Genomic DNA, 25,250 nt, shown 5'->3' on the forward strand with positions numbered 1-25,250 from the left:
CCGCTGCGATGAGCGGCCACGGACATGCCCCCACCCGCACGACTGAATTCGTGCTGCCTTGGGGACTTGACTGTGACGTTGCTTCGTACTTCCGCCCGCCGGATTGTCGACCTCGAACGACCCGATTCGCTCGTCGAGCAATTGCTGGAGCAAATGCTGTTCAAGACCGGTCGCCGGGCCAGTGAGGCCGAGCAGCGATCATGGCGCCGCAGCTTGCCTGCACTGGCACAGGATCTGGTCGATGCCGGTCTCGGCGAAGTTGAGATGCTTGTCGAATACCACCTACCGCTGACCTCACAACGGGCGGATGTGGTCCTGGCCGGAGTCCATCCGCGGACAGGCGCTGCCTCATACGTGGTGGTGGAACTGAAGCAATGGACGGCCGCATATCACTATGAGGACAATCCTGAGCTGGTCGAGGTGCCGGGTATGCCCGGCGGTCCGAAGTTGCATCCGGTGGCGCAGGTCAAGGGTTATTGCGAGTACCTCTTCGACTTCGCTCGTGCTTTATCCGATCAACCCGACGCCTTGGCGGGAATCGCATACCTTCACAACGCCACCGATCCCGGAACCGTCTCGGATCTACGCGCCTACCCCACCGACGTGACCGGACGAATGTTCACCGCCGCCGAACGCGGTGACATGCTTGACTTTCTTCGGACCCGCCTCGCGTCCGTCTCCGGTCATGCCGCCGGCGACACATTGATGAAGTCGGCGGTTGCACCATCGCAGCAGCTGTTGAAGGTTGCAGCCGCCGAGGTGCGAGACCGGCCGCAGTTCCACCTGCTCGGCAACCAGAAACTGGCCGTCGATCTCGTCCTGCACGCGGTGGAGAACTCGCGTGCGTCGAACAGCAAACGGATCGTCATCGTCACCGGTGGTCCCGGTAGCGGGAAGAGCGTGATCGCCCTGTCGCTGCTCGGTGAGTTGGCGCGTCGAGGACGAACCGTCCTGCACGCCACCGGGTCACGGTCCTTCACTCAGACACTTCGCAAGGTGGCAGGGCATCGAGCACCGCGCGTGCAGAAGATGTTCAAGTACTTCAATCAGTTCATGTCCGCCGATCCGAACGGTCTGGACGTCCTGATTCTCGATGAGGCCCACCGGATCCGGGAGACATCGGTCGATCGATACACCCGGGCCGAACTGCGTACCGATCGACCTCAGGTCGACGAACTCATCGCAGCGGCACGAGTACCTGTGTTTCTCCTCGACGAACATCAAGTCGTGCGTCCCGGTGAGATGGGGTCGCTCGAGCAGATCGAGCACTATGCGACGTCGCTCGGAATCGAAACGCAGCATGTCCACCTGGGCGAACAGTTCCGTTGTGGGGGGAGCGAGGAATACGTCCTGTGGGTGAAGCGACTCCTCGGCCTCACCGAAGGGGGTGCATTCCAGTGGACCCCCGACCCTCAGTTCATTGTGCGCGTTGCCGACACTCCCGAGGAGATGGAGCATCTGCTTTCGCAGCAGATGGAACGCGGCTATTCGGCTCGAATGACGGCAGGCTACTGCTGGCCCTGGAGCAACGCTGACAAGGACGGCAACCTCGTTCCCGACGTGCAGATCGGAAGCTGGGCGAGGCCCTGGAACAGCAAGAGCGATCGGCGCACGGGCGATGCTCCGCCGGCTCCGTTGTGGGCCACCGAGGACGGCGGCTTCGGACAGGTCGGGTGTGTCTACACAGCACAAGGATTCGAGTACGACTGGAACGGCGTCATCCTGGGACCCGACCTGGTGTGGCGAAACGGTCGTTTTACGACGGACCGCGCCGCGAACCGCGACCCCGACTTCAAGAACCGCACCAAGATTTCCGACGTCCGATTCGATCGGCTCGTGCGCAACGTGTACAAGGTCCTGTTGACCAGGGGCATGATCGGTACGGTCATCTATTCCACGGACGCGGAGACCCGAGCAGCTCTCCGCGATTTGATCTCGGAATAGCACCGGGCACGGGTAGCAGGTTCGCGACTTATGCGCTCCACGCCCAGGTCCACCGGAACCACCTGTAAGGGTGCAGGTGGTGCCGAGTTCAGGCCGTCACGCAGTACTCCGCGACGAGATCTGCCAGGCGCGGACGTGGAATCCGACTCGCCGGAGCAACGGGTGTAACGCACATCGAGTCCCATACGACACTCCTGTGTCCGACAGTAACGGGGTGGGGAGGTTCTGGGGTTGAGGCGTCAGTGGTGGACTCGGAGGACGTGTCCACTGGTTGGTAAAGTCCGCTCTGACTTGCGCGACCCTCGTTCGGCCGCGATTCGAACCGAGAAGTAGGCGGTGACGTGGCACAGAGCGATGATCGCTGGGTCGAGGTCTCGAAGTCGGCGTTCGCGCACGAGACCGACGGTCTGGCGATGCTCCGGTACATCGTGCCCAAGGCGTCCCCTTACCGCGCGTGGACGAATTTCGAGTTCATGGACAACCACGGACAGTGGCATGAGATCGACGCGCTTTTTCTGGGCCGGCGCCGACTCCATCTTGTCGAACTCAAGCACTACACCGGCGTCCTGCAGGGCACAGAGACCAGCTGGGTGCGCACCACCCTCGGCGGCAAGACCCGTACCCAGCGCTCCCCGCTGCTGATCACCCGCCGCAAGGCCCAGCGGTTGGCGACGCGGATCGAAGAAGAGGCCCGCAAGGTTGCGCAGCAAGCCGGCTTGAACGCAGAGAAGGTGCGACGCGCCCTGCCGTTCGTGCAGGAGTCCGTGTTCCTTCACGGCGCCCCTTTCAAGGTCGATATGCCGGACCTGGCGAAATCGGGGCTGTTCGGCCCGGACGGGTTCGAGGACGAGACCGGTCTGCCCGGCATCTCGACTCGGCTACTGGAGCCGCCCACCGAGACCAAGCGGGTGGACGAGGACCTATCGGTCATCATCGCCCTCGCTCTGAAGAACCTGGGCATCGCACGCCGCACCGAACGCGACGCGGGGTCGTGGACGATCACCGGCACTCCCCTGGCCAGCGGCGACGACTGGCAGGAGTGGGCAGCCACCCACAAAGGCACAGACGAACGCGCACGCGCCCGCATCGTTTCGTTCCACCGCGGTACCCCGGTGCAGGCACGGGCGGCGGCGCACCGACGAATGCAACGGGAGTTCTCGCTGCTCTCCTCGCTGCGGCACGACGCGATTGTCGCGCCTCGTGATCTGGTTCAGGACGACGACGGCAACACCGTCATCGTTTACCCGGACATCCCCGGCTACGAACCCCTGGATCTAGCCCTGGCGACGCGCACCCTCACCGCGGAGCAGCAACTGCTGATTCTCACCCAGACCGCCGAGGCCGTCGCCTACGCGCACCGCAATCACGTCGCACACCGAGGCCTGGGTCCGAGCACCGTGCTCGTCCACACCGATGCTCTCGATCGAGGCGAGGTACGCGTGCGTCTCGCCGACTGGTCGTGGGCCGGCCGCGTGCATACAGGAGATACCCGATCCGCGACGATGCTCGGCACCGCGGTCGCGCCGGGCAGTGCCCCGGCCGATGCCGTCTACCAGGCCCCGGAGGATCGATGGGCCCCGGACGCCGACCGGCTCGCGCTGGACGTGTTCTCCCTCGGGGCACTCGCCTATTACCTGCTTTCGGGTGGGCAGGCACCCGCCCGCGACCGTGCCTCGTTGCTCGAACGACTGCGGCTCGAACAGGGCCTGGATCTGGCAGCCTCGGGAGGCGGGTTCGTCGACGAGACGTTGCGCGCGCTTGTGTTGCAGGCGACAGCTCCGTCGGTGTCGACGCGCATGAAGACGGATCGCAAGACCGGCCGTCCCGAGTTCGGTGCGCAGCAGTTTGTCGCCGCGCTTTCCGACTACCGGCACGACCGATTGGCCACGTCGGCGGCTCCGGAGGCGGATCCGCTCAATCCCGCTCCTGGTGCGCTCCTCGGCGGCCGCTTCGACGTGGTGCGAGTGCTGGGCGCCGGTTCCACTGCACGCGGCGTGTTGGTCACCGACCGGGAGCACGACGACCAACTGCGGGTACTCAAGGTGGGACTTGACGACGCCGCCACCTCTCGCCTCCACGATGAGGCACTGGTTCTTACCGAGCTGGCCCGCCAGTCCCCGCCGGTGCCCGGCGTGGTGGAGCTCATCGAAGGACCGATCGAGCTCGCGCACCGCACAGCGCTGCTGCTGAGCAACTGCGGCGAGCAAACACTCGCAGACGTCGTGCGCTACACCCCGCTGGGGGAAACACAGCTGCGAAGCTGGGGCAAGGAGTTGCTGGACGTGGTGGTCGCGCTCGACGCGGCCGGCATCACCCACCGCGACCTCAAACCCTCCAATCTGGGTTTGGCAAAGCCCGAAGGCAAAGCCAAGGCGAAAGCCAGGCTCGCGCTGTTCGACTTCTCGTTGTCACGCGCCCCCGTCGAGCACATCGATGCGGGCACTCCGCCGTATCGGGATCCATTCTTGGGCACCGGCATTCGCACCTCTTATGACTCCGCGGCAGAACGATACTCGGCGGCCGTGGTGCTGTACGAAATGGCAACGTCCGGAACTCCCGTATACGGGGACGGACTGAGCGACCCACGTGTTCTCGACGACGACGTTTCCGTCTCGGCGGAAGACTTCACTGCCGGAGGCATGAGCATCACCCGCGCCGATGCGCTGGCGGACTTCTTCCGAACCGCTTTGGCACGCGACGTGAAGAAGCGGTTCGATACCGCCGCTACCATGCGGGACGCCTGGACCGCAGTCTTCAAGGCGCAGACGATCGAACCGGCATCGACACCGAAGAAGAAGCCCACCCCGCCGCCCGTTCCGGAACCCGTGCAACCCATCGGTTCCGCAGCGACGTACACCTCGCTCGCGACGCTGGCAGACGAGTTCGCTCGCGCAGCCGCGACGAAGCCTTCGGCGATCCGTCGACAGGTAGTGGAGCTGGTTCTCGGGTCGCATCCGAACAGCACCGACGATCCGTTCATGACCTATCAGATGGTGGCACCGCGCGCCGGAGTTTCCTCGGGTCGCATCGCCCAGATCTTCGGTGAGTTCCCGTCGCTGTGGGCAAAGAACCCGCAGCTCGCGGGGACCGTAGAGGACTTGTACGGGCGCATGCTTACGCTGCTCGAATTGTCTGGTGGTGCTTCGACGCCGGATTTGCTGGCTCAGAAGCTCGCCGGCGCGCTCCACACCGACGGAGTCGAGAACCCGCAGCGGACCGCGCTCGGCGTGCTGCGGCTTCTACTGGCGTCGCCTCCACACGCCGAGAACGACGAAGAGGGCGCGGCCGTCGCCGCAGTGCACATGGCGCGGCGGCACGGCTCGGGCACAGTCGCGATGATCTCGCTGCCGGGGGTCTCACGCAAGCTGCCCGCGGTGCTCGCGGCGCGTGCCGAGGTACTGGTGGACGCCGCACAGGCTCAGGGGTCGCTGCTGGTGGCACCTGCGGAGTCCGAGTCGGCGCTGCGCCACGCCACAGCAGCACTGTTGGATGTCGCTGCCGGCGACGTGGAGATCCCGGGCCACGCGCTGCTGCGTATGGCTGCAGCGTCGTCGACGCAGGTTGCATTGTCGTCTCGTGACGAGTTGCACGCTCGATCGATGCCGATTCTCGAGGCGTTGCGCATGCTACTGCGCGGCCTCTCGGCAACGGACTCCTTCGGCAGGTCCGAACTGGAATCGCGTCTCGCAGCGCGTTTCCCAGCGTTGGCGAAGCCCCTGCCCCGCCGCCCGGAACTCGACGCGATGGTTCTGTCTCTCGTACCGGACATGGAGTGGAACGACGCCCGCGCTCGTTACCAGTTCGTGCAGGAGCACGCCGCGGCGTCCTACGTGCCGACACGGCACACGCGCACCCCTGCTCCTACGCACCGGGAGCACGGGACCTCCGATGTCGAATACCTTCTGGCCTCAAGCGTGCAGGAACGAACGTTCCGGGCTCTCGGTGTTCCTCTGGGTACCTCCGACGCGGTGGCTGCGGCGCTGGTCGAGAAATTTGGTGCCGCCCACATCGACGTGACGGAGCTTCTACTGAGTTCGCTGCGATCGAAGGCCGAGGCCGCGGGCATCGACTGGAACATGATTCTCGCTGCAGACGCAGGTGCTACTGCCGATCGTGAAGGGCTGAAAGGCTTCGTCGCTCAAGCAATTCCGACACTCGTCGAGGTGATCTCGGCAGCGAACCGCCCGGTGGTCCTCACCGACCTGTCGACGCTCGCCGCGTACGGGCAGCTCGACGTGCTCGGCAGATGGACCGATCTGACCACCCCGCCTCCACATGCTGTGTGGGCGCTGGTGCCGCAGCGTAACGAGGCTGGCGGGCGTCCTGGCTCGAAGGTGGACGGCACGAGGTTGCCGATCAACAGCCCGGAACAATTCGCGCAGATCGACGACACAGAAGTATCAGCGCTACTCAGCGCTGCAACGCAGACCGAGGATTCGACAATGAAGGAGCACGCCTGATGGCATTGGCCACGATCGCCGGAGCCCAGTTGACGGCCGCACTCAAGCCGCAACTGACCCTGCTGGTCGATGACATGCGGGCACGGCTGAACGCCGACACGCACGAACTCGAAAACTGGCGGACCACCCACCGCGAGGCCGTGCGTGAACAGCGCACCGCCACGTCGTGGACCGACTGGTCCGAAGATCAGCTCACCCAGGCGGCCGTCGGCTGGCTCCTTACTTCCGTGTTCGTGCGGTTCTGCGAAGACAATCTTTTGCTCGGCGACACCGCGGTGTGGATCGCCGGCCCCACCTCTCTGCTGCGGCAACGAGCGGTCGATGCCGAGAATGCCTTCTACCGCGAACACCAGGACTGCTCTTACCGCGAGTGGCTCGAACAGTCCTTCGACGCGCTGCGCCGCAACCCCGCCACCCAAGCGCTGGTCGACGAACACGCTGCGCTCAACATCATCTCCCCGTCCTCAGACGTCGTGCAGCAACTACTCGGATTCTGGCGCCGAACCGACGACGTGGGCGAGTTGGTGTGGTCGTTCGACGACGAGAGCCTCTCGACGCGATTCCTCGGCGACCTGTATCAAGACCTGTCGGACTTCGCGAAGAAGAAGTACGCGCTCCTCCAAACCCCTGACTTCGTCGAAGAATTCATCCTCGACCACACCCTCGAGCCTGCGCTGAGAGACCGCCCACTCGAAGGTTTCAAACTCATCGACCCGACCTGCGGCTCCGGTCACTTCCTCCTCGGCGCCTTCGACCGGCTCGTGGAACGCTGGCACCGGCACGCCCCGGGCGTTGAGCTCCGCACCCGCGTGGACAACGCGCTCGCTTCTATCTATGGCGTGGACCTGAACCCGTTCGCAGTCGCGATCGCAAAGTTCCGGCTCATCGTCGCAGCGATGAAGGCATGCAATGAACCATCGCTGGTGCATGCCCCGAAGTTCACCCTCAATCTCGCCGCTGGCGACTCGCTGCTGCACGGACCGGAGCAGGGCGGCAAGGACGCGTTCGACTTCGGCGACACCACGTTCGACAAGGACGCTGTCGCTTCGGGTTTCATCTACAGCACCGAAGACGCGAAAGTACTGCGCCGGATTCTCGCACCGGCGCAGTACGACGCGGTGGTAGGTAATCCTCCGTACATCACCGTCAGCGACAAGGCACTGAATTCCCGATACAGGGAGATCTACCACTACTGCAAAGGCAAGTACGCTCTCACAATCCCGTTCATGGAGAAGTTCTTCGACCTCGCCAAGTCGGGTGAGCGTGCAGGCTGGGTCGGGCAGATCACGTCGAACTCGTTCATGAAACGCGAATTCGGCGTGCCTCTTATCGAGGAGTTCCTCGCACGTAAGGACTTGCGCCTAGTTGCCGACACCTCCGGTGCGTACATTCCTGGGCACGGAACCCCGACGGTAATTCTGGTCGGTCGCAATCAATCGATGGTTCACGAGGCGGTCCGCGCGGTGCTTGGCATTCAAGGTGAACCTGGAGCCCCGCAGAATCCGGCCAAGGGTCTCGTCTGGTCGACGATCGTCGAGCACATCGATCAGCCTGGCTACGAGGACCAGTGGGTATCGATCACCGACCTTCCGCGCGCAAACCTCAGGGAGCACCCGTGGAGCCTTAGTGGTGGCGGTGCCGTCGAACTCCTACGGGCCGTTGAGTCACGTAAGCGATTCACCCTCGCAGATGTTGCGAAGAGGATCGGGGTGTTCGGCATGACCAACTGCGACCCAGCCTTAATCGTTCCTGATCGTGTGCGCGCGCGACATAGTCTGGAGGCGGAAGGGTTTCGTCGGCTGGTTTTGGGCGATGAGATCCGTGACTACAAAATTAATGAGGGCGACGCCGCCTGGTTTCCATACGCCAGCCTGAATAGGCTTCGACCGATCTCGGATTTTCCGAATGCTGGTCGGCATCTATGGGCGTACCGAACCGAGCTCGGTAACCGTGCGACCTTCAATAAGGTCTCCTACTTCGTAGAAGGACGCCCTTGGTATGAATGGCACCAAGTGCCGAAGAACGACGACCCGACGACTCCGACTATCACCTTCGCGTTCGTCGCCACCCACAACCACTTCGTGCTCGACCGCGGCGGCAAGGTGTTCAAGCAGTCCGCGCCGGTGATCAAGTTGCCGGAGGGGGCGAGCGAGGACGATCACCTGCGGCTGCTGGGCACCCTCAACAGCTCGACCGCGTGCTTCTGGCTCAAGCAGAACAGCCACGACAAAGGCAACGGTGGCATCGGCGGCGGCATCGGCGATGAAAAGTGGGAGCCTCGATACGAGTTCACAGGCACCACCCTCCAGGATTTCCCGCTGACGAAGGAAGCCCCACTCGAACGTGCCCGTCTTATCGACGCCGTGTCACGGCAACTCGCCACACAAGAACCGGCAGCAGCAATGAAGGCCTCCGGTCCCATCCCCACTGCCATCGACACCGCTCGAACCGAACACGCCCGTCTTCGCGGGTTGATGATTGCCGAACAGGACGAGATCGACTGGGAGGTCTACCGCCACTACGGCCTGATCGACGACGACCTCACCCTTCCACCGAGGGAAGCGCCCGGCATCACTCTGGGCGAGCGCGCGTTCGAGATCTTCCTCGCCCGCAAGATCGCGGCCGGTGAAGCCGAAACCGAGTGGTTCGCCCGCCACGGCTCAACACCGATCACTGAGCTCCCTGCGCACTGGCCGGCCGAGTACCAGGCACTAGTCGAAAAGCGCCTCGCCGTTATCGAATCCAACCCGTTCATCCGTTTGCTCGAACGCCCCGAATACAAGCGCCGCTGGGCCGGTGATTCGTGGGACGTGAAGCTGCAGCGTGCCCTGCGGGATTGGCTGCTCGACAAACTCGAAGACCCGACTCTGTGGTTCACCCCGCACGGCACCCCGCTGCCCCGCTCCGTCAGCGAACTGGCCGGACACGTCGAGAAGAATCCCGAGTTCATCGAAGCCCTGGATCTGTGGGCAGGCCAGAAGGACGCACCCGTCACCGCGACTCTGGTCAAGCTCCTCTCCGACCAAGCCGTCCCCTACCTCGCTGCCCTGCGCTACAAGGACTCCGGGCTGCGCAAGCGCGCCGAGTGGGAGCGGGTATGGGACATGCAGCGTGACGAAGACGCGGGCCTGATCAAAGCTACCGACATCCCCGTACCCCCGAAGTACACCAACGCGGACTTTCTCAAGTCGTCGTACTGGTCGCACCGCGGCAAGCTCGATGTGCCGAAAGAAAGGTTCATCGCCTACCCCGACGCCGGACGCGCAACCGATCCGACCCCGCTGCTCGGATGGGCAGGCTGGAACCACGCTCAGCAAGGTTTGGCGCTCGCCACCATCTATGCAATGCGCGAATCCGAGGGCACACCGCTGACCGCATTGGTGCCTGTCGTCGCGGGCATCGCCGAGGTGCTGCCCTGGGTCAAACAGTGGCACTCCGGTGTCGACCCGAATCTCGGGGTCGACCTCGCCGAGTACCTGACGACCCAACTCTCCGAGAAATCCGCCGCGGTCGGTGTTCCGGTGCAAGATCTGCCGGCGTGGCGACCCGAAAAGAAGACCCGCGGCCGCAAGGCAGCAACCGGAAAGGCAGGCCAGTAGTGTTCCCCGGCGCCTCGGCTCCCGCGCGCACCTTGCGCGAGACATTCGACATCCCCGAATCACACGGCACAAACGACTACGTGTTGCGGCTGTCCGATTCGGTAGGCGAAGACCACCTCTCCGCAACCGTCGACTCGTACGTCGTCACTCCCGCCCTCGTTGAAGCATTCGACTCGGCTCTATCGGTAGTCGACGAGGCACTGCGCTCCGGCGAAAACAAGGCCGCGTTCCTCCACGGCTCCTTCGGCTCCGGTAAATCGCACTTCATGGCCGTGCTGCACGGCATCCTCGGACACTCCCCCAAAGCTCTGTCCGTACCGGAGCTTCAGCCGATCGTGGCCCAACACCCCACAATGAACCAGGCGAACCTGCTGCGGCTCACGTTCCACTTCCTCGACGCTACGAGCGTCGAATCGGCGCTGTTCGACCAGTATCTGCGGCAGATCGCCGCTGCACACCCCGATATGCTTCCCCCGGTATTGCACTCCGCGGGCGGCTTGTTCGGTGACGCCGACAACCGACGCCGCGAGGTGGGCGACGAGAAGTTCTTCGCCGCGCTCAACAGCGCCGGGGGCCCGCAGGCCAGCACCACGGTCAACTGGTCCGCATTGGGTCAGTCGACCGGGGCGTGGACACCCGAGACCTACGCAGCCGCAAGCGCTCCCGGTGCAGATCCCGCCGAGCGTGCTCGGCTACAGCAGGCCCTGGTATCCACCTACTTCACCAGCTACTCGCGCAACACCGACTGGCTCTCTCTCGAAGACGGTCTCGCCGTCATCGCCGACCACGCCAAATCGCTCGGTTACGACGGCGTCGTTCTCATGCTCGACGAACTCGTGCTGTGGTTGACGTTCCTCATCACCGAACGCGAACGTTTCAACGCCGAGGTTCAGAAGATCACCAAGCTGGTCGAGACCAGCAGGGGGCGCCTTGCCGTCCCGGTCATCTCGTACGTCGCCCGGCAGCACAACCTTGCCCAGTGGGTCGCCAGCGGCCCTGACGCCGGTGCCATCCAGCAGGCCGTCGAGCGTGCCTTCGCGCATCAGGAGGGACGTTTCGGACTCGTTACCCTCGGCGATGAGAACCTCCCCTATATCGCGCACAAGCGGCTGCTGCAGCCGCGGGATGCCGATGCCAAAGCCGCCCTCGACGCCGCGTTTGCTCGTCTCGACCGCAGCCCGCAGGTCTGGGATGTGCTCCTGGACGGTGTCAACACCGATGACCGTCACCGCGGCTCCGACGCCGATGCTTTCAAGCTGACCTACCCGTTCTCGCCTGCGCTCATCGCGACGCTGCGCGAGTTGTCGGGACAGATGCAGCGCGAGCGCACCGCGCTGAAGGTCATGCAGCAGATGCTCTCGGACAACGCCGACCGGCTCACTATCGACAATGTGATTCCTGTCGGCGAGGCGTTCGACTACATCATCGACAGCGCCAACGCGACCCCCATCAACGAAGCCGCCACCCAGACGTTCAAGACTGCGCGGTCGCTGTGGACCGATAAGTTGCGTCCGTTGCTTTTCCGCAATGCGAATGTTCCCGAGTCCACACCGGACAAGGACGTGCCGCCCGGTCTGCGCGCAGATATCCGTATCGCCAAGACGTTGCTGATGTCGGCGGTGGCCCCGAATGTGCCTGCGCTCAAGCAGATCGACGCCGCTCGGTTGGCCTCGCTCAATCACGGCAGCGTCATCAGCCTCATCCCGGGTGACCAGATCGGGCAGATCACCGGCAAGGTCAAGGCGTGGGCGGCGGAGATCCCCGAGTTGTCCGTCACGGCAGACGCCAACCCCATCATCTCGGTGACTCTCGAATCGGTCGACTACGAGCGGATCGTTCGCCGCGCCCAGGCCGAGGACACCGACGGTCGTCGCCGCGAGCTGATGCGCGAGATGCTCTCCGAGCAGTTGGGTGTGGTCGGCGCCGATCACACCGTCGACAACGCACTTCTACGCCAGGTGATCTGGCGCGGAACCCAACGGCAAGTGGAGGTAGTGTTCGGCAACATCCGAGACCACGGCTACCTGCCGGACGAAGCTTTTCGCCCCTCGATCGACGGGGCGTTGCGGCTCGTCGTCGACCTACCGTTCGACGATGCCGGCCACACCACCGGCGAGGACCACGACCGCATCGATCAACTCCTGCGTACCGGGCAGGATCGGTTCACCGTGGCATGGTTGCCGAACTTCTTCAGCGAAAAGGTGACTCGGCAGCTCGGCCGACTCGTGATCCTCAACTATGTGCTCGCCGGAGACCGATGGGCGTCCTACGCGAACGAGCTGTCCGACGCGGATCGGGCCGCGGCCCGATCGATCCTGCAACAGCAGCAAACACAGGTGCGTGGCCAGCTGGGGACAGCCATTCAAGTCGCCTACGGCGTGGCAGCCGGATCCGGTTCGGCCTTCGCACCCGATCAGCCGCCGCTGCGGTCGCTGCACGCTGGTTTCGCCGTGCAGCCTCCGATCGGACACGACCTGGGCGAGGCCGCCAACCGGTTGATCGCCGACGCGTTCGCCGCGCTGTATCCCGATCACCCCGAGTTCACTCCTGCCGATCAGCTCATTACCCGCCGTCAGCTGAATACGACGTTGACGCGGTTGCGGGAGGCCCAGGCGGTAGAAGACGGACGTATCCCCCTCGACCGCGGTGAACGCGACACTGTACGACGCGTCGTCGAATCCCTCGGTATCGCCCGCACCAATGACACCCATTTGCTTTTCGGCCCAGAACATTTCGCGAGCTGGCGTAACCGCATCACTCAGGAACTCTCACGCGGTGGATTCGACGAGTCCGGGGACGTTCACATCGAGGATCTGCGCAATGCGATCGTCGCGAGCGGACCGAAGCGGGGTTTGACCGATGACATGGTCGACCTCGTCGCGGGCGCGTGGGCAGCGCAGGGCAAACGGTCGTGGTTCCTGCACTCGTCTCCCATCACCGAACCGGCCATCGGCGACTTCCGACGTGGCACCACGCTGCGACTCGAGCCGCTGCCGGACCGTCAGGTATGGACCCGGGCGTGCACTCGGTGGGAGATGCTGACCGGACTCACGGTCAACGATTACCTCACCGCCACCAACGTCGCGGCGTTCGTTCAGCATGTGCGCGACTACGCAGCAAGCGGACGCGCCGACCGGTCGCGCCTCGTCGATGTCCTTACTCGCGCATACGCCTATCTCGGCCTCAAAACCGGCAAGCGCTTCGACCTGGCGCGAGACCTCACCGAGATGCTCGATGCGCAACTCAACCACTTGGACAACATCGCCATGGTCGAGACGATTGCGACTGCTCCCCTCGCCGGCACAGACCTCGAGGCCGGCAAGTGCCTTACCACGGCGGTCTCGGTGGCCGATGCTGTCAGTCGCTATTCGCTCGACAAGTTCACCGTGCTGCGAAATGCGGCAGCAGCGGACGATGAGCGGGGCCGCGAGGCGGCTGTGATCATCGATGCTGTTGCGGGCAGCTTCGCCGACCATGAGCTTTCGCGCCCGCTGGCTGGAGCCCTCCGGACTGCTGATGCGGCGCGGGATCGATGGATCGAGAAGTGGATTACCCAACCACCATCCCCACCGCCACCGCCACCACCGCCGCCGCCGGTTTTCACCTTCACCGCTCGTGGCGGCTTCTCCGCCGTCGAAACCCGTCTACGGGAACTACTCGACGCAGATCCGAACGCCACCTACACCGTCACCATCACCAAGGTGGAGCCGTGACCGTCGCTGCCGGACTTCCTGAGGCCGACGTCGCGGCAGTACGCAGTCTCGTCGCTGGACTGCGCAGCAAGAACTACTCGCACGGGGTCATTGCCCTTGCCGCCGCACCCGTATGGTCGGGACCGGACGAGATCGACTTCAACGGCCAATCAGTGCGGGTGCGTGTGGCGCCGAGTGTTCTGGCGATCCGCGACGCACTCACCGAGCGGCACCGTGCCGACTGGGTAGTGATTCTGACCGATCGCGACGCGGCCGAGCTCCCCGCTGGTGTGCTCGAACATCTCACCGCCGGACGGCTGTCGAATCTGGATCCGTGGCCGGCGTTGCGAGAGCTGTTCCAGGCTGCCAGGCAAGAGTTTCACCTGCTCTCGCTGAGCAACGATGCCGCCCGCGCCGCATTGCGCGACCTCGACGGCGTGCGCGCACCCGCGCCCGGTGGGGTACTGACGAACGATCACCTTTTCGCGACGCTGGCCGACCGAAACTTCGGATTACGCCCAGCCGAGTACACCCCTCACCACATCGCGTTGTGGTCGATGGACGACGCGATCACCGCCCGGTTCGAGGTGTGGCGCCAGCACACGGATCCAGTGCTTCTCGAGCAGTTCTACAGCTGGATCGAGACCCGGCTCGGCCCGCTCGGCCCGGTCTTCGTCGCAGTGTGGCGCAGCATAGGCCCTGGGCACCTCGTCCCGCTCGGTCTCGTCGCCGCACTCATCGGCGACGGTAGCGCGGCCTCTGTAGCGTTCCCCGCGGCGCGAGACACCATCGTCAAAGCCCGCACCCTGCTCGAGGTCGAGCTCGGAAATCGTGCCCTCACCGAGCAGCAGCTCACCGCGTGGGGCAACGCCGCCGCACTTGCGGTGTCGGGCACCAACGTTCCCGACGAGGTGCTGCGCCGGGCCGAAGATGCAGTGCGACGCCTGCACGCCGAGCCGCTGGTCGCGCGGTCCGACGTCCTACCGATGGCACTTGCCCCGCGCATTGCGCAATTCGCAAAGGCCCTCGGAGCAGCCGTCGATTCCGATGATCTGGCGACAGCGGAAAACGCGTGGGCAGATGTGGTCGCCCACCGTAGTGCGCACGTCGGCACAGCCGATGCTCCACGGAATGTACAGGTCGGGGCAGCTGCGCTGCGTCTGCTCCGTCGACGGAACCTCGAATGGTCCGAGCCTGCCGGTCTGACCCACTGGCTCTCGTACTACCGGCGCGACCTGTCGTGGGTGGACGACGCCGTCAACGATGCATTCGTCGGTGCCGATGACCGAGCCCTGGCAACGGTGGCCGATCGAATAGTCACTGCGGTGCGCAACCAGCGGTCCGAGGCGGATCGCCGATTCGCGCGCCAACTCGCCTCCGGCGGCGGCCATCGCGCCGGCTCGGGCGGCCCGCTCTACATCGAAGATGTGCTCGACCGAATCGTGAAACCGCTGACGGTGCCGGCACCGGGACCCACCGGTGGGCTCGGCAGCGTCTCCGCAGGCGGACCGAAGCCCTCGCCTGTACTGCTCGTGATCGCCGACGGGATGAGCGGATCGGTCGCCAATAAAGTTGTCGCCGACGCGCTGCGGCGACACCGGCCACAATGGCAGGAATGCCGGTTCGCCGGCGCAGACCAGCCGCACGCAGCACTCGCGGCACTGCCCACCGTGACACGCTTCTCGCGCTGCTCGCTCCTGACCGGAGGTCTCGCCGAGGGTGGGCAAGACAAAGAGCGATCCGGGTTTGCCAAATGGTTGCAGCGCAACGGGTTGAAAGGCACTGGACAGGTCCTGTTCCACAAGGCCGATCTGGATCTGGTCTCCCGAAATCACGCACTTGCCGACGTCGTCCGCGATGCGGTGGACGACACAGAGCATCGCCCGGTCGTGGCGTGCGTCCTGAACGACATCGACGATGCGCTCGATCGGTCCGATCCCATCGGCACCATCTGGAGCACTGCAAGCTTCAAGCATCTCGATCCACTGCTCACTGCCGCCGCAGCCGTGGGCCGAACTGTAGTGCTGGTCAGTGATCATGGGCATGTCGTCGAACGCCGCGAGCAGCCGAGCGTCCAACGCGGGCAGCAGATCTCCGCGAGATACAGGTCTGCCTCCGACCTCGACCCTGAACCCCGTGAGGACGAAGTGCTCGTCATCGGTGAGCGGGTACTGTCCGGACACCAGCGCGCGATCCTCGCTGTCGACGAGCAAGTGCGTTACACGGGCCTCAAAGCCGGATACCACGGCGGCGGCTCACTGGCCGAAGCGGTGATCCCCGTGTCCATCCTCGTCAACGGCGCGCTACCACAGCATCTCGGGCTCGAAGTGGCACCTGCGCCGCAACCCGCATGGTGGGAAACGGCGCGTGCCGCACCGACACCCATGGCCGCCCCTCCTGTCGCCGCGGCACCGGTTCCGAAACGCAAGAAGCCGCCAGCCTCCACGAAACCCGTTGCACAGGCCGATGCGCTGTTCGATGTCGGCACGCCCGCCGCCGGCCCTGCCGCCACGGCACCCATGGGCCGCGATCGGATCGCGGAGGTCCTCGGCAGCGAGCTCTTCAAGCAGCAGTACGCGCAGTTCCGACCCAAGTTCACCAAGCCGGTCATCGGCAAGTTGTTGCAGGAAATGCTCGACGCTAACGGTCGGCTTGCGTTGAGCCGAGCTGCGGACGTCCTCGACGTGAAGCCTGCACGCGCTCGCGCCGCGATCGCAGTGCTCGCACAGGTACTCAACACCGACGGGGTGGTGGTGCTCTCCGACAACGGCACCGAGGTCGAGCTCGAATCCGCGCTGTTGTTCGAGCAGTACGGGGTTGCGCCGTGACCACGTTGTCGCCGGTCCGGCGGCGAGAGATCCTGCAGGCGCTGCGACAGGGAACCGTTCCTGCCGGCAACCTCGATGTGCTTGCCGTAGGCATCGACAGATTTGCTCCGACCGTCGACGAGGACCTCGACGCCATCGCCGCCGGTGGATCGGTGTTCAAGGCTGTGCGTGGCGAATATGGCTCGGGCAAGACCTTTTTCGCTCGGTGGATACAGCAGCGCGCTATGCGTCGTGGCTTGGCGGTGGCCGAGGTCCAGATCAGCGAACTCGAAACACCCCTCCACAAGCTGGAAACGGTGTATCGCCGGACTACCGAGTCCCTGCGCACCGCCGCGTTCCCTCCCTCTGCCTTCCGCAGCGTGCTCGACGCTTGGTTGTTCGGTGTCGAGGAGGACGCCGCGACAGCGGCGGGAGTGGACGAAGCGTCCGAGGAACAGATAGACGCGCTGCTCGAGCAGCGCCTCGCGGCCGTTGCGACTGTGACACCGGTGTATCCGATGGTGTTGCGGGCCTATCGCGCCGCCCTCGCCCGCGAAGACGCCGCCACCGCGGATGCGCTCGTCGCCTGGCTCGGAGGGCAGCCTCACGTGGGTGCAGCCGCGAAACGGGTTGCCGGCGTTCGGCAAGACGTCGACCACTTCCTCGCCATGGGATTCCTTCAGGGGTTGCTCGCGGTGCTCGAAGGAGCGCGACACCCGGGGTTGCTCCTGGTGATCGACGAAGTCGAGACGCTGCAGCGGATGCGCTCGGACAGTCGCGCCAAGGCGCTCAACGCGCTGCGTCAGTGGATCGACGAGCTCGACTCGGGTCGATATCCGGGCTTGTATCTGCTAATCACCGGTACACCCGCATTCTTCGACGGTCGTCTCGGCATCCAGTCGCTGCCGCCACTTGCGCAGCGCCTTCACACCGACTTCACCACCGACGCTCGCTTCGACAACCCGCGCGCTCCACAGATCCGTCTTGCCGGGTTCGACTTGGAGAAGCTCGTCGAGGTGGGCATTCGGGTGCGTGACGTGTATGCGAATGGTGCCTCGGCACCCGACCGGATTCGCGCCCTGGTCGACGACTCTTACTTGCGCGACCTCGCATCCGCAGTGGCCGGCAAACTCGGAGGGCAGGTGGGAATCTCACCGCGGCTCTTCCTCAAGAAGCTTGTGCTCGACGTGCTCGACCGAGTCGACCAGTTCGACGACTTCGATCCGCGACAACACTACGCGTTGACGGTCGCGTCGACCGAGCTGACGGACACCGAGCGCGCCGCGGTTTCCGCGGACGACGTGGAGCTTTAACACATGACCGGCTTCGACCTGCTCGATCCGGTGCTGCAACACCACATCGTCAACTCGCTCGGCTGGCCTGGTCTGCGGCCGCTACAAGACGAGTCGGTCGCGCCGATCGTCACCGGATCGGACGCGATTCTTCTTGCGCCGACTGCAGGTGGCAAGACCGAAGCGGCAATATTTCCGTTGCTGACCCGTATGCAGTCCGAACGCTGGACCGGTATCTCCGTGTTGTACATCTGCCCGCTCAAGGCGCTACTGAACAACCTGCAGCCGCGTCTGGCGGACTACGCGACGTGGCTCGGCCGCGATGCGATGACGTGGCACGGAGACGTCGGTCAGTCCGTCCGAGGTCGCATCAAACGCGACCGACCCGACATCCTGCTGACCACCCCGGAATCGCTCGAGTCCATGCTTGTCTCCGAAAGTGTCGACGCAGACGAACTACTCGGTGGCGTGCGGGCCGTGGTCGTTGACGAGGTACACGCGTTCGCGGGTGACGACCGCGGGTGGCACCTGCTGGCGGTGCTAGCCCGAGTCGAAACGTTGCTCGGACGACGTCTGCAACGGGTGGGTATGTCCGCCACCGTCGGGAATCCGGACGAGTTGCTCGGCTGGTTGCAGAGTGGCACGACCGCCCCCGGCCGCGTCATCTCCCCCGCAGTGTCAGGCGCTGCGGTGGTTCCCGAGATCACCGTCGACTCCGTAGGTGGTATCGAGAATGCCGCAAAAGTGATCGCCGCGCTGCACGCCGGGGAGAAGCGACTCGTCTTCGTCGATTCGCGGAGGCTCGCCGAAGAATTGGGAACCCAGCTGCGCCGACGTGGCATCACCACCTTCATCTCGCATTCCTCGTTGTCCGCGGCTGAGCGCCGTGAATCGGAGGAAGCGTTCGCCGAGAATCGTGACTGCGTCATTGTCGCCACCTCCACTCTCGAACTCGGTATCGACGTCGGCGACCTCGACCGAGTAATCCAGATCAATGCTCCTCGGACGGTGTCGTCGTTCCTCCAGCGACTCGGTCGCACAGGCCGCCGCCCCGGTACCACCCGCAACTGTCTGTTCCTTGCTCTTACCGATCAGGCAGTACTCGACACCCTCGGTATGCTGCAGTGCTGGTCGCGCGGGTGGGTTGAGCCGGTGTTATCGACGCCGCAACCCCGGCATATCGCAGCCCAACAGTTGCTCGCCGCCGCGTTGCAGACCCGCCGCGTTCCGCTCGTCGATTGGCGGCGGGCATGGGGATCGCTGCCGCTGTTCGACTGCGACGGGCAGGAGGTTTTCGACCACCTGCTCGCCGAAGGATTCCTCGAACACGATGCGGGAAGCGCATTCATTGGACCTGAGGCCGAAAAACACTTTGGGCGGCGACATTTCATGGAGCTGCTCGCGGTGTTCACCGCCGCTCCGGAGTTCAAGGTATGGGCCGGTCGACAAGAAATCGGCTCGGTAGAGACCAGTGTGCTCACCGACGATGTCGAGGGACCGCGTATTCTGCTGCTCGGTGGGCGGTCGTGGAAGGTCACTCACATCGATTGGAAGCGACGGCACGTATTCGTCGAGTCCACCCATATCCAAGGTCGCGCCAAGTGGAGTTCGATGCCCGATGGTGCCTCATTCGAGATCGCGCGCGGTATTCGTGATGTGCTGCTCGGTGCAATGCCCTCCGGGGTCACGTTGACGCGGCGAGCCATAGCGACGTTGGAAGACCAGCGTCTGCAGCGCTCCGGCCACGTCACCGATGGTGCATTCGTCATCACTCGCGACGATCGGGACGATTGGCGTTGGTGGACGTGGGCAGGCTCGAAGGCGAACCGAACCCTCGCGGCGTGGGCCCCGGATCTGGTTCCGCCGCGGCAACGGATCGGAGCCGAGTCGCTGCGTTTGCACGCAGACCTGACGGTCGCTGATATCCGTGAAGGACTCGCCGCACTACGCAATGGGCGTTCGAGGCCTCTCCCGGCGGTGGACGCGGGCGCACTGCGAGGGTTGAAGTTCTCGGCGGCGTTGCCAGAGCACCTGGCACGGGCAACCCTTGCTGTCCGCGCCATCGACGCAGCCGGAGCGGACACGGTACTCGGCGAGAAGACACAGATCGGATGATCACGGGCTCAACACCAGATTGGAGCAGCTGGTTTCCACTGCTGGGAATCTCCCGCAATGCCTCTGTCCCCCGACTCCCGGGCATCTACCGTGTCCGCCGCAGCGATTCCGAAGGTCTCGATTACATCGGGCAGACCGGACGGAGTCTTCGTGAGCGCTTGGGTGCGTTGTCCCGGTGCCACGCCGAGGAGATGCCCTATCGCGATCCGCACACCGCGGCACCCGCGCTGTGGGCGTTATACCATTCAACCGGCTGTGAATTCGAGGCGTCGTTTGCAGAATTCTCTGGCGATTCGCATGCACGGAAGGGGCTGGAATCGTTGGCGATCGGCCTCTACCGCCAGGAGTTCGGCGCTTCCCCCACCGTACAGTTCGGCCGTGTCCCGAAGGGCTATCGCGCCTCATCGCAGAACAACTCACGCCTCATAGCCGCGGGTGCCAGGTTTCGTGGTGGCCTGTACGACGGACCCCCGCTGGCGGAGCACCTGGCCGGAGTGCCCCCGGTCGGTCCGCTTACTCCCTCCGCACAGAGCCAGTCGTGGTGTGGACACAGCTGGAGCGAGTGGGTGGCGCTCTCGGATGCTCGATACAGAATCCCCTCGAACACGGTCGGCCTGTATCGCATACGGGGTGATTGCGACGGCGCCCTGCTGTACATCGGGCAGGGTGTGCTTCCGAATCGGCCCGTTGCGCACCTGTCAAAGATCACCAAAGTCGGCCACGCGCAGGGTGAAATGTTCGCGGCCCAGCGGAGGTTGGAAGTCTCCTGGGTTGCTGCGCCGAAGCGACGGGCACATCAGCTGCTGGAACTCGAGAACGACCTCATCGCAGCACACGTGCTTCATCTGAACTGCGCGCCCGCGGCTCAGTTCAAGGGTTGAACGGACAGGACACTCAGGTGCATTCGACAGATTCATGGGCCACTGCCAATGGGTTCGGGCCTCACGTTCCCTACACGCCGGCGGCGATGTCGGTGCCACACTCACGTCGTGGCCCTCGCGGGTTGCGCGGCATCTACCTGGTGGAATTCGCCAACGGTGCGTGTTATATCGGTATCTCCGGGAGCGACTGTGCCAGCCGCCTGATTGCTCACGGCAAGACCTATGACGACATCATCGGGTTCCGCCTACAGCGGTTCGCCGGTTCATACTCCGCATTGAGGGACCGCGAACGTTCACTGATTCATGACGCGGAGAAGTCCGGACTCGTCGTACGGAACCGCGAACACGCCCTTCGATTCGAAGGAACCTCGGTATTGAACGATGTCGTGACAACGGACGACCAGGCTCTCTGGCTCGAGGAACCTGTGGCCCGGAACTCGCTGGATTTCGACTGCGCACCGCCGGACTTGCCGGCTAACCAAATCGAGAGCTACGCCCACCGATGGGCACGATTCGGTGGTCGTCCCGACGCTACGGACCTCATCGAGATTGTCGGCAAGTACCTGAGGAGCACGGTATGCCATGCTCGGCGCACCGAGGCGCAGTTCTGGTCAGTCAGCTGTCTACCTACTTCGAACCCGACAAGGTTATCCTGCGTGAGTATCAACTGGATGGAAACCTTTGTGCTGTTCACCGCGCCGTCCGGCCCGGTTCAAGCGTCGCTCTTCGTCGATGGGGACGAACTTCCGGCCGGCGCATTCCGATGCGCAATTTATCTGCGTCGGCGTGGAATACGCCGCGGCAAGATCAAGCACGCACCAGGTGGCGCGTCGCAGCAACAACTGATTGCCCGCGGTCACAAGGCGATCGAAACAATGACGGAAGACCCCGTGATCATGCGTGCCGCGGCAAGTTTGAATCTCGCGCTCATGCGCAAGGGCAGAAGCTCACAGATCCGGTCCCACTGCGCTCAACTGGCCCGAGCAGCTCTGGATGCGACAGTTCTCGACCCCGCCTGAAGCCCACATCACGTCCAATGAAAGCGACCACATGGCAATCCGCGATATCGAACGAGAGCACCTCGACGCTGCCATCAGCGAGTTCGACACGACCGACCGTAAGGCGATGCTCGATACCTACGGCTTCGGTGTCTCCACCGGGTATCTCGTGCATCTCAACGGACGATTCTACGATCCCAAAGCACTCATCGGCGTCGCGCACAAGTATGCGACCGGACGCCCGCTCACAGCGTCCGCCTTTGTCACGGACAACGCCCGAGCCCAACTCAAGGCGCTCCGCGTACCGGTCGTAAAGTTCAAGGGTCTGTGGTGGGTCAACCAAGGCGCCAACTACGCAACTGAGCGTGATGGCGGATACGTGTGGGCCGGGCAACGTGCGAAGAACGGGAGGGCCGTCCCGTCCTGGTCGAATGTCATGAAACTGCAGGAGGGGCAACTCGTCCTGCACTACACAAACAAGCAGATCACTGCCGTCGGCACCGTTCACGGGCACCCGCGAGAGGCGACGGATCCCGAGTCGAATCTCTTCGAACAATACGCACCCGCAGGATACCTCTGCCCCATCGACTACCGGGAACTCGCCAACCCTATTTCCGCGTCGGAGTTCCCTGAGGAGCTTCTCGCGACTGCGCCGTTCGACAAGAACGGCAAGGTCAACCAGGGGTATCTCTACCCGATCGGTAACGACCATATTCTTGACGTGCTTGCGTTCCTCGACGCCCGCATACCCGGCCTGCTCGCGGGCACCTTCACCCATCGGACACACTACGAGGATCAACACTCCGACGAGTTCGCCGGCTCCTACGAATCCGATCCCATTCTTGAGTCCTTGCTGCAGTTCAAGAACATCGTCCTCGAAGGCGTTCCAGGCACGGGGAAATCGTACGCAATCGACAATATTGCACGTCAATGGCGTTCCCGAACCGGTCGGTCGCTACACGATTTTGATGGGCGCCCGTACCGCACCACAGTGATGCACCCGAGTACTTCTTACGAGGACTTCATCGAGGGGTTGCGCCCCGTCCCGTCTGTACGCGTAGATGCGCCTGGATATTTCGACGAAGCTCCGGCTCGGGATACCTCGTTCGCAGTCGCCGACGGCTTCTTTGTCGAGGTGTGCCGTGCGGCGGTACGCACGCCACACGAGGATGTGCTTGTCCTGCTCGACGAGTTGAATCGCTGCAACATTCCGAGCGTCTTCGGCGACTTGCTACTGACACTGGAGTCTTCCCGTCGTGCAAAACTACGCAGTGCCGGACCAAGCAGCGGATCGGCGGAAGATTGGTCGGCAACGACGACAGCTCGACTCCCGTACTCCGGTCGCACGTTCTTCGTCCCGGACAACGTGTATGTCGTGGCAACTACCAATACGACGGACCGGTCGGTGGCACCCCTCGACGCTGCGTTACGTCGCCGGTTCGCATTCCACCGGCTGGAACCCGAGTTGGGCGAAGTGACTGCGCCATCCATCTTGTCCTCCGCTGATCGCGAGTTGTTCCGCAGCGGGGCTCGGATTCTGGAGAATGTGAACGAACATGCGTTGCGGCCCTGCCTGGGCCCCGACGCACTACTCGGACACTCCTACTTCTACTCGATTGCCGACGCACTCAATGATCGTTCCCGAAATCCCGCAGACGTGATTGCAAGCTATTGGAGGTACACGATCCTCCCCCAGTTGATCGATTCGGTCCGAGCACTCAATGCCGACGATATTCTCGACAGCCACACCCGACCCGCATGGTTCGATACCCATTCCGAGATCGAGAAAAAAGCTCTCGACCGTGCCATGGATGCTCTCGGCGCCCTGGACGATTATCTGGCCCAGCTCGGACTCATGCTTGTCGTCGAAGGCACCGGGTTGGCGAGAGGGGCGCGGATCGCGGGAATCGAGGTCGGCGACCCGGGTTCTGATGACGAGTTGGTTCTCGACGACTTCGACGCAGCGGCCGGTATCGACTCGTGACAGTCACGATTGCAGCGTCACCACGTGGCGCCCGCGTCGGGTTCTCCTCGGCGAGCGTGGACGGGACACAACTGCTGTTGACAGTCGCGCCGAAAGCCTGGCGTCCTGAACATCAGGGGACGCTCCACGTGGCGGGCCCACGACGAGCGGATGGCCACTACCTCGCAACCGTCTACGAAACCGACCGACTTCACGTCCGTGACAACCCCGACCTCGAAAACCTCACTGAGCGATGCCTACAGCGTTCAGTGATCGAATCAGAGAAGTCGAAACGAATGTGGGGAGAGGCATTACTCCACCCCGACGTCTCACCTTTACGGACGGGTCTGCTCGCCACACTCCCCGAGGTCGACACTCACGCGGCAACCGATCTGCTCCGATTGTGCAACCGTGTGAATCTGCTGCGGCGCGAATCCGAACCACTTTCAGCCGAATTTATTCGATCACAGCTTCACCGACCTATGCTTTATCGCCGCCTTCTCGACGAGGTGCAACGTCGTATCTCCTCCGCCCGTCGCGGATTTCGCCCGATTATTGCAACACATACAACGATTCGAGGTCGGGTGGTTTCGGCTGGTTTGGCTCGATACCACGCCACCGGAGACCCACGGATCGAATGCCGCTACGCGGAATTGAGCGGATCCACTGCACTGTTGGGCATCGTCTGCGCGGCGCTCGACTGGATCGCCGACGGCAGTTCGACATCGTCGCTGTTCTCGGCCGAATACTCGACGCCACGGCTGCGGCAGGATGCCGTCGGTCTGCGACGCGCACTCAACGAAGTCACCTCCACACCGATGCGTTCCGCCCTCACCAACGGGCCGCGCATGCACTTGACGCGTCTGGATCGCCCGTGGTCCGATGCGCTCGCGATGAGCCTGGCAGTCCTGAGCGAATACGAACATATCGTAGGGCGAACGCATTCTCGCGAGACCGACGCATTCGAGTTGTCGACACGCACCGACAAGCTGTGGGAACGCATCGTCGAGGAGTTGCTTCAACGCGCGGGGTTCGACGCCGTGCGGAATCAAAGCAGACTCAGTACGGGGGTGGTGGCGGACCCCTGGTCCGGCAAGGCGGACAGCGGATCCCGCACATTCCCGGATCTCGTGGCCCAGTTTGGCGACGATCTCGTGGTGATCGACGCGAAATACAAGTTGCGTAACAGTCTCGTGGCACCGAGCCGCGACGACCAATACCAAATGTTCGCCTACAGCCACCTCGTGGCGGACGAAGGGCGCCGGCCGAGCCGGGTCATGCTCATCTACCCAGGAACTGGACCGACTGCACGATGGTATCGAGGACCTGATAGCACGATCCCGCTCGATGCCTACAGCATTCCGTTCCCTCAACCTGGCGATGCCCGGACCGACGCTGCGTTCGCGCAGTACCTGGATCGTGCCGGAATGGATCTTGCGAAGCAGCTCCGTGACAGCTCCAGATGACACCAAGCGAGCCGGCTGACTCGCATGTCAGCT

Annotated in this window: 11 protein-coding genes; all 11 read left to right on the forward strand. The window is 63.8% G+C overall.

Annotation, left to right across the window (positions count from 1 at the left end):
• Window positions 1–72 precede the first annotated feature (72 nt).
• The 11 genes from ACFWU2_RS06660 (at window position 73) to ACFWU2_RS06710 (ending at window position 25,217) form a co-directional block, all read left to right on the forward strand.
• The gene (locus ACFWU2_RS06660) at window positions 73–1,944 is read left to right on the forward strand and encodes a DNA/RNA helicase domain-containing protein (RefSeq protein ID WP_378602839.1); all 1,872 of its coding nucleotides are present in this window, start codon (window positions 73–75) and stop codon (window positions 1,942–1,944) included.
• Window positions 1,945–2,285: 341 nt separating this feature from the next.
• A complete protein-coding gene (locus tag ACFWU2_RS06665; RefSeq protein ID WP_378602842.1) occupies window positions 2,286–6,404 on the forward strand; it encodes an NERD domain-containing protein in 4,119 nt (1,372 codons plus the stop codon).
• Entirely contained in the window at window positions 6,404–10,003 is a 3,600-nt protein-coding gene (gene pglX / locus ACFWU2_RS06670) for a BREX-2 system adenine-specific DNA-methyltransferase PglX (protein ID WP_378602845.1), read from the forward strand. Before ACFWU2_RS06665 ends, pglX begins: the two co-directional genes overlap by 1 nt.
• Complete coding sequence (locus tag ACFWU2_RS06675) at window positions 10,003–13,716, forward strand: DUF6079 family protein (protein WP_378602848.1); 3,714 nt, start codon at window positions 10,003–10,005, stop codon at window positions 13,714–13,716. Before pglX ends, ACFWU2_RS06675 begins: the two co-directional genes overlap by 1 nt.
• The gene (pglZ, locus tag ACFWU2_RS06680) at window positions 13,713–16,523 is read left to right on the forward strand and encodes a BREX-2 system phosphatase PglZ (protein WP_378602851.1); all 2,811 of its coding nucleotides are present in this window, start codon (window positions 13,713–13,715) and stop codon (window positions 16,521–16,523) included. Before ACFWU2_RS06675 ends, pglZ begins: the two co-directional genes overlap by 4 nt.
• The gene (gene brxD, locus ACFWU2_RS06685) at window positions 16,520–17,815 is read left to right on the forward strand and encodes a BREX system ATP-binding protein BrxD (RefSeq protein WP_378602854.1); all 1,296 of its coding nucleotides are present in this window, start codon (window positions 16,520–16,522) and stop codon (window positions 17,813–17,815) included. The genes pglZ and brxD overlap by 4 nt, the downstream gene beginning before the upstream one ends.
• 3 nt (window positions 17,816–17,818) lie before the next feature.
• Window positions 17,819–19,909 carry a DEAD/DEAH box helicase gene (locus ACFWU2_RS06690; protein ID WP_378602857.1) on the forward strand — a complete coding sequence of 697 codons (2,091 nt, stop codon included), beginning with the start codon at window positions 17,819–17,821 and terminating at the stop codon, window positions 19,907–19,909.
• Between the two features lie 191 nt (window positions 19,910–20,100).
• Window positions 20,101–20,790 carry a GIY-YIG nuclease family protein gene (locus ACFWU2_RS06695; protein WP_378602860.1) on the forward strand — a complete coding sequence of 230 codons (690 nt, stop codon included), beginning with the start codon at window positions 20,101–20,103 and terminating at the stop codon, window positions 20,788–20,790.
• Between the two features lie 122 nt (window positions 20,791–20,912).
• Complete coding sequence (locus ACFWU2_RS06700) at window positions 20,913–21,809, forward strand: hypothetical protein (RefSeq protein WP_378602863.1); 897 nt, start codon at window positions 20,913–20,915, stop codon at window positions 21,807–21,809.
• 31 nt (window positions 21,810–21,840) lie between these two features.
• On the forward strand, window positions 21,841–23,772 hold the full coding sequence (locus ACFWU2_RS06705; protein WP_378602866.1) for an McrB family protein: 1,932 nt from the start codon (window positions 21,841–21,843) through the stop codon (window positions 23,770–23,772).
• The gene (locus tag ACFWU2_RS06710) at window positions 23,769–25,217 is read left to right on the forward strand and encodes a hypothetical protein (protein WP_378602869.1); all 1,449 of its coding nucleotides are present in this window, start codon (window positions 23,769–23,771) and stop codon (window positions 25,215–25,217) included. The genes ACFWU2_RS06705 and ACFWU2_RS06710 overlap by 4 nt, the downstream gene beginning before the upstream one ends.
• Window positions 25,218–25,250: the final 33 nt, after the last annotated feature.

This window comes from Rhodococcus sp. NPDC058639 (genome assembly GCF_042717545.1).
In the GTDB taxonomy this organism is placed as follows: Bacteria; Actinomycetota; Actinomycetes; order Mycobacteriales; family Mycobacteriaceae; genus Rhodococcus.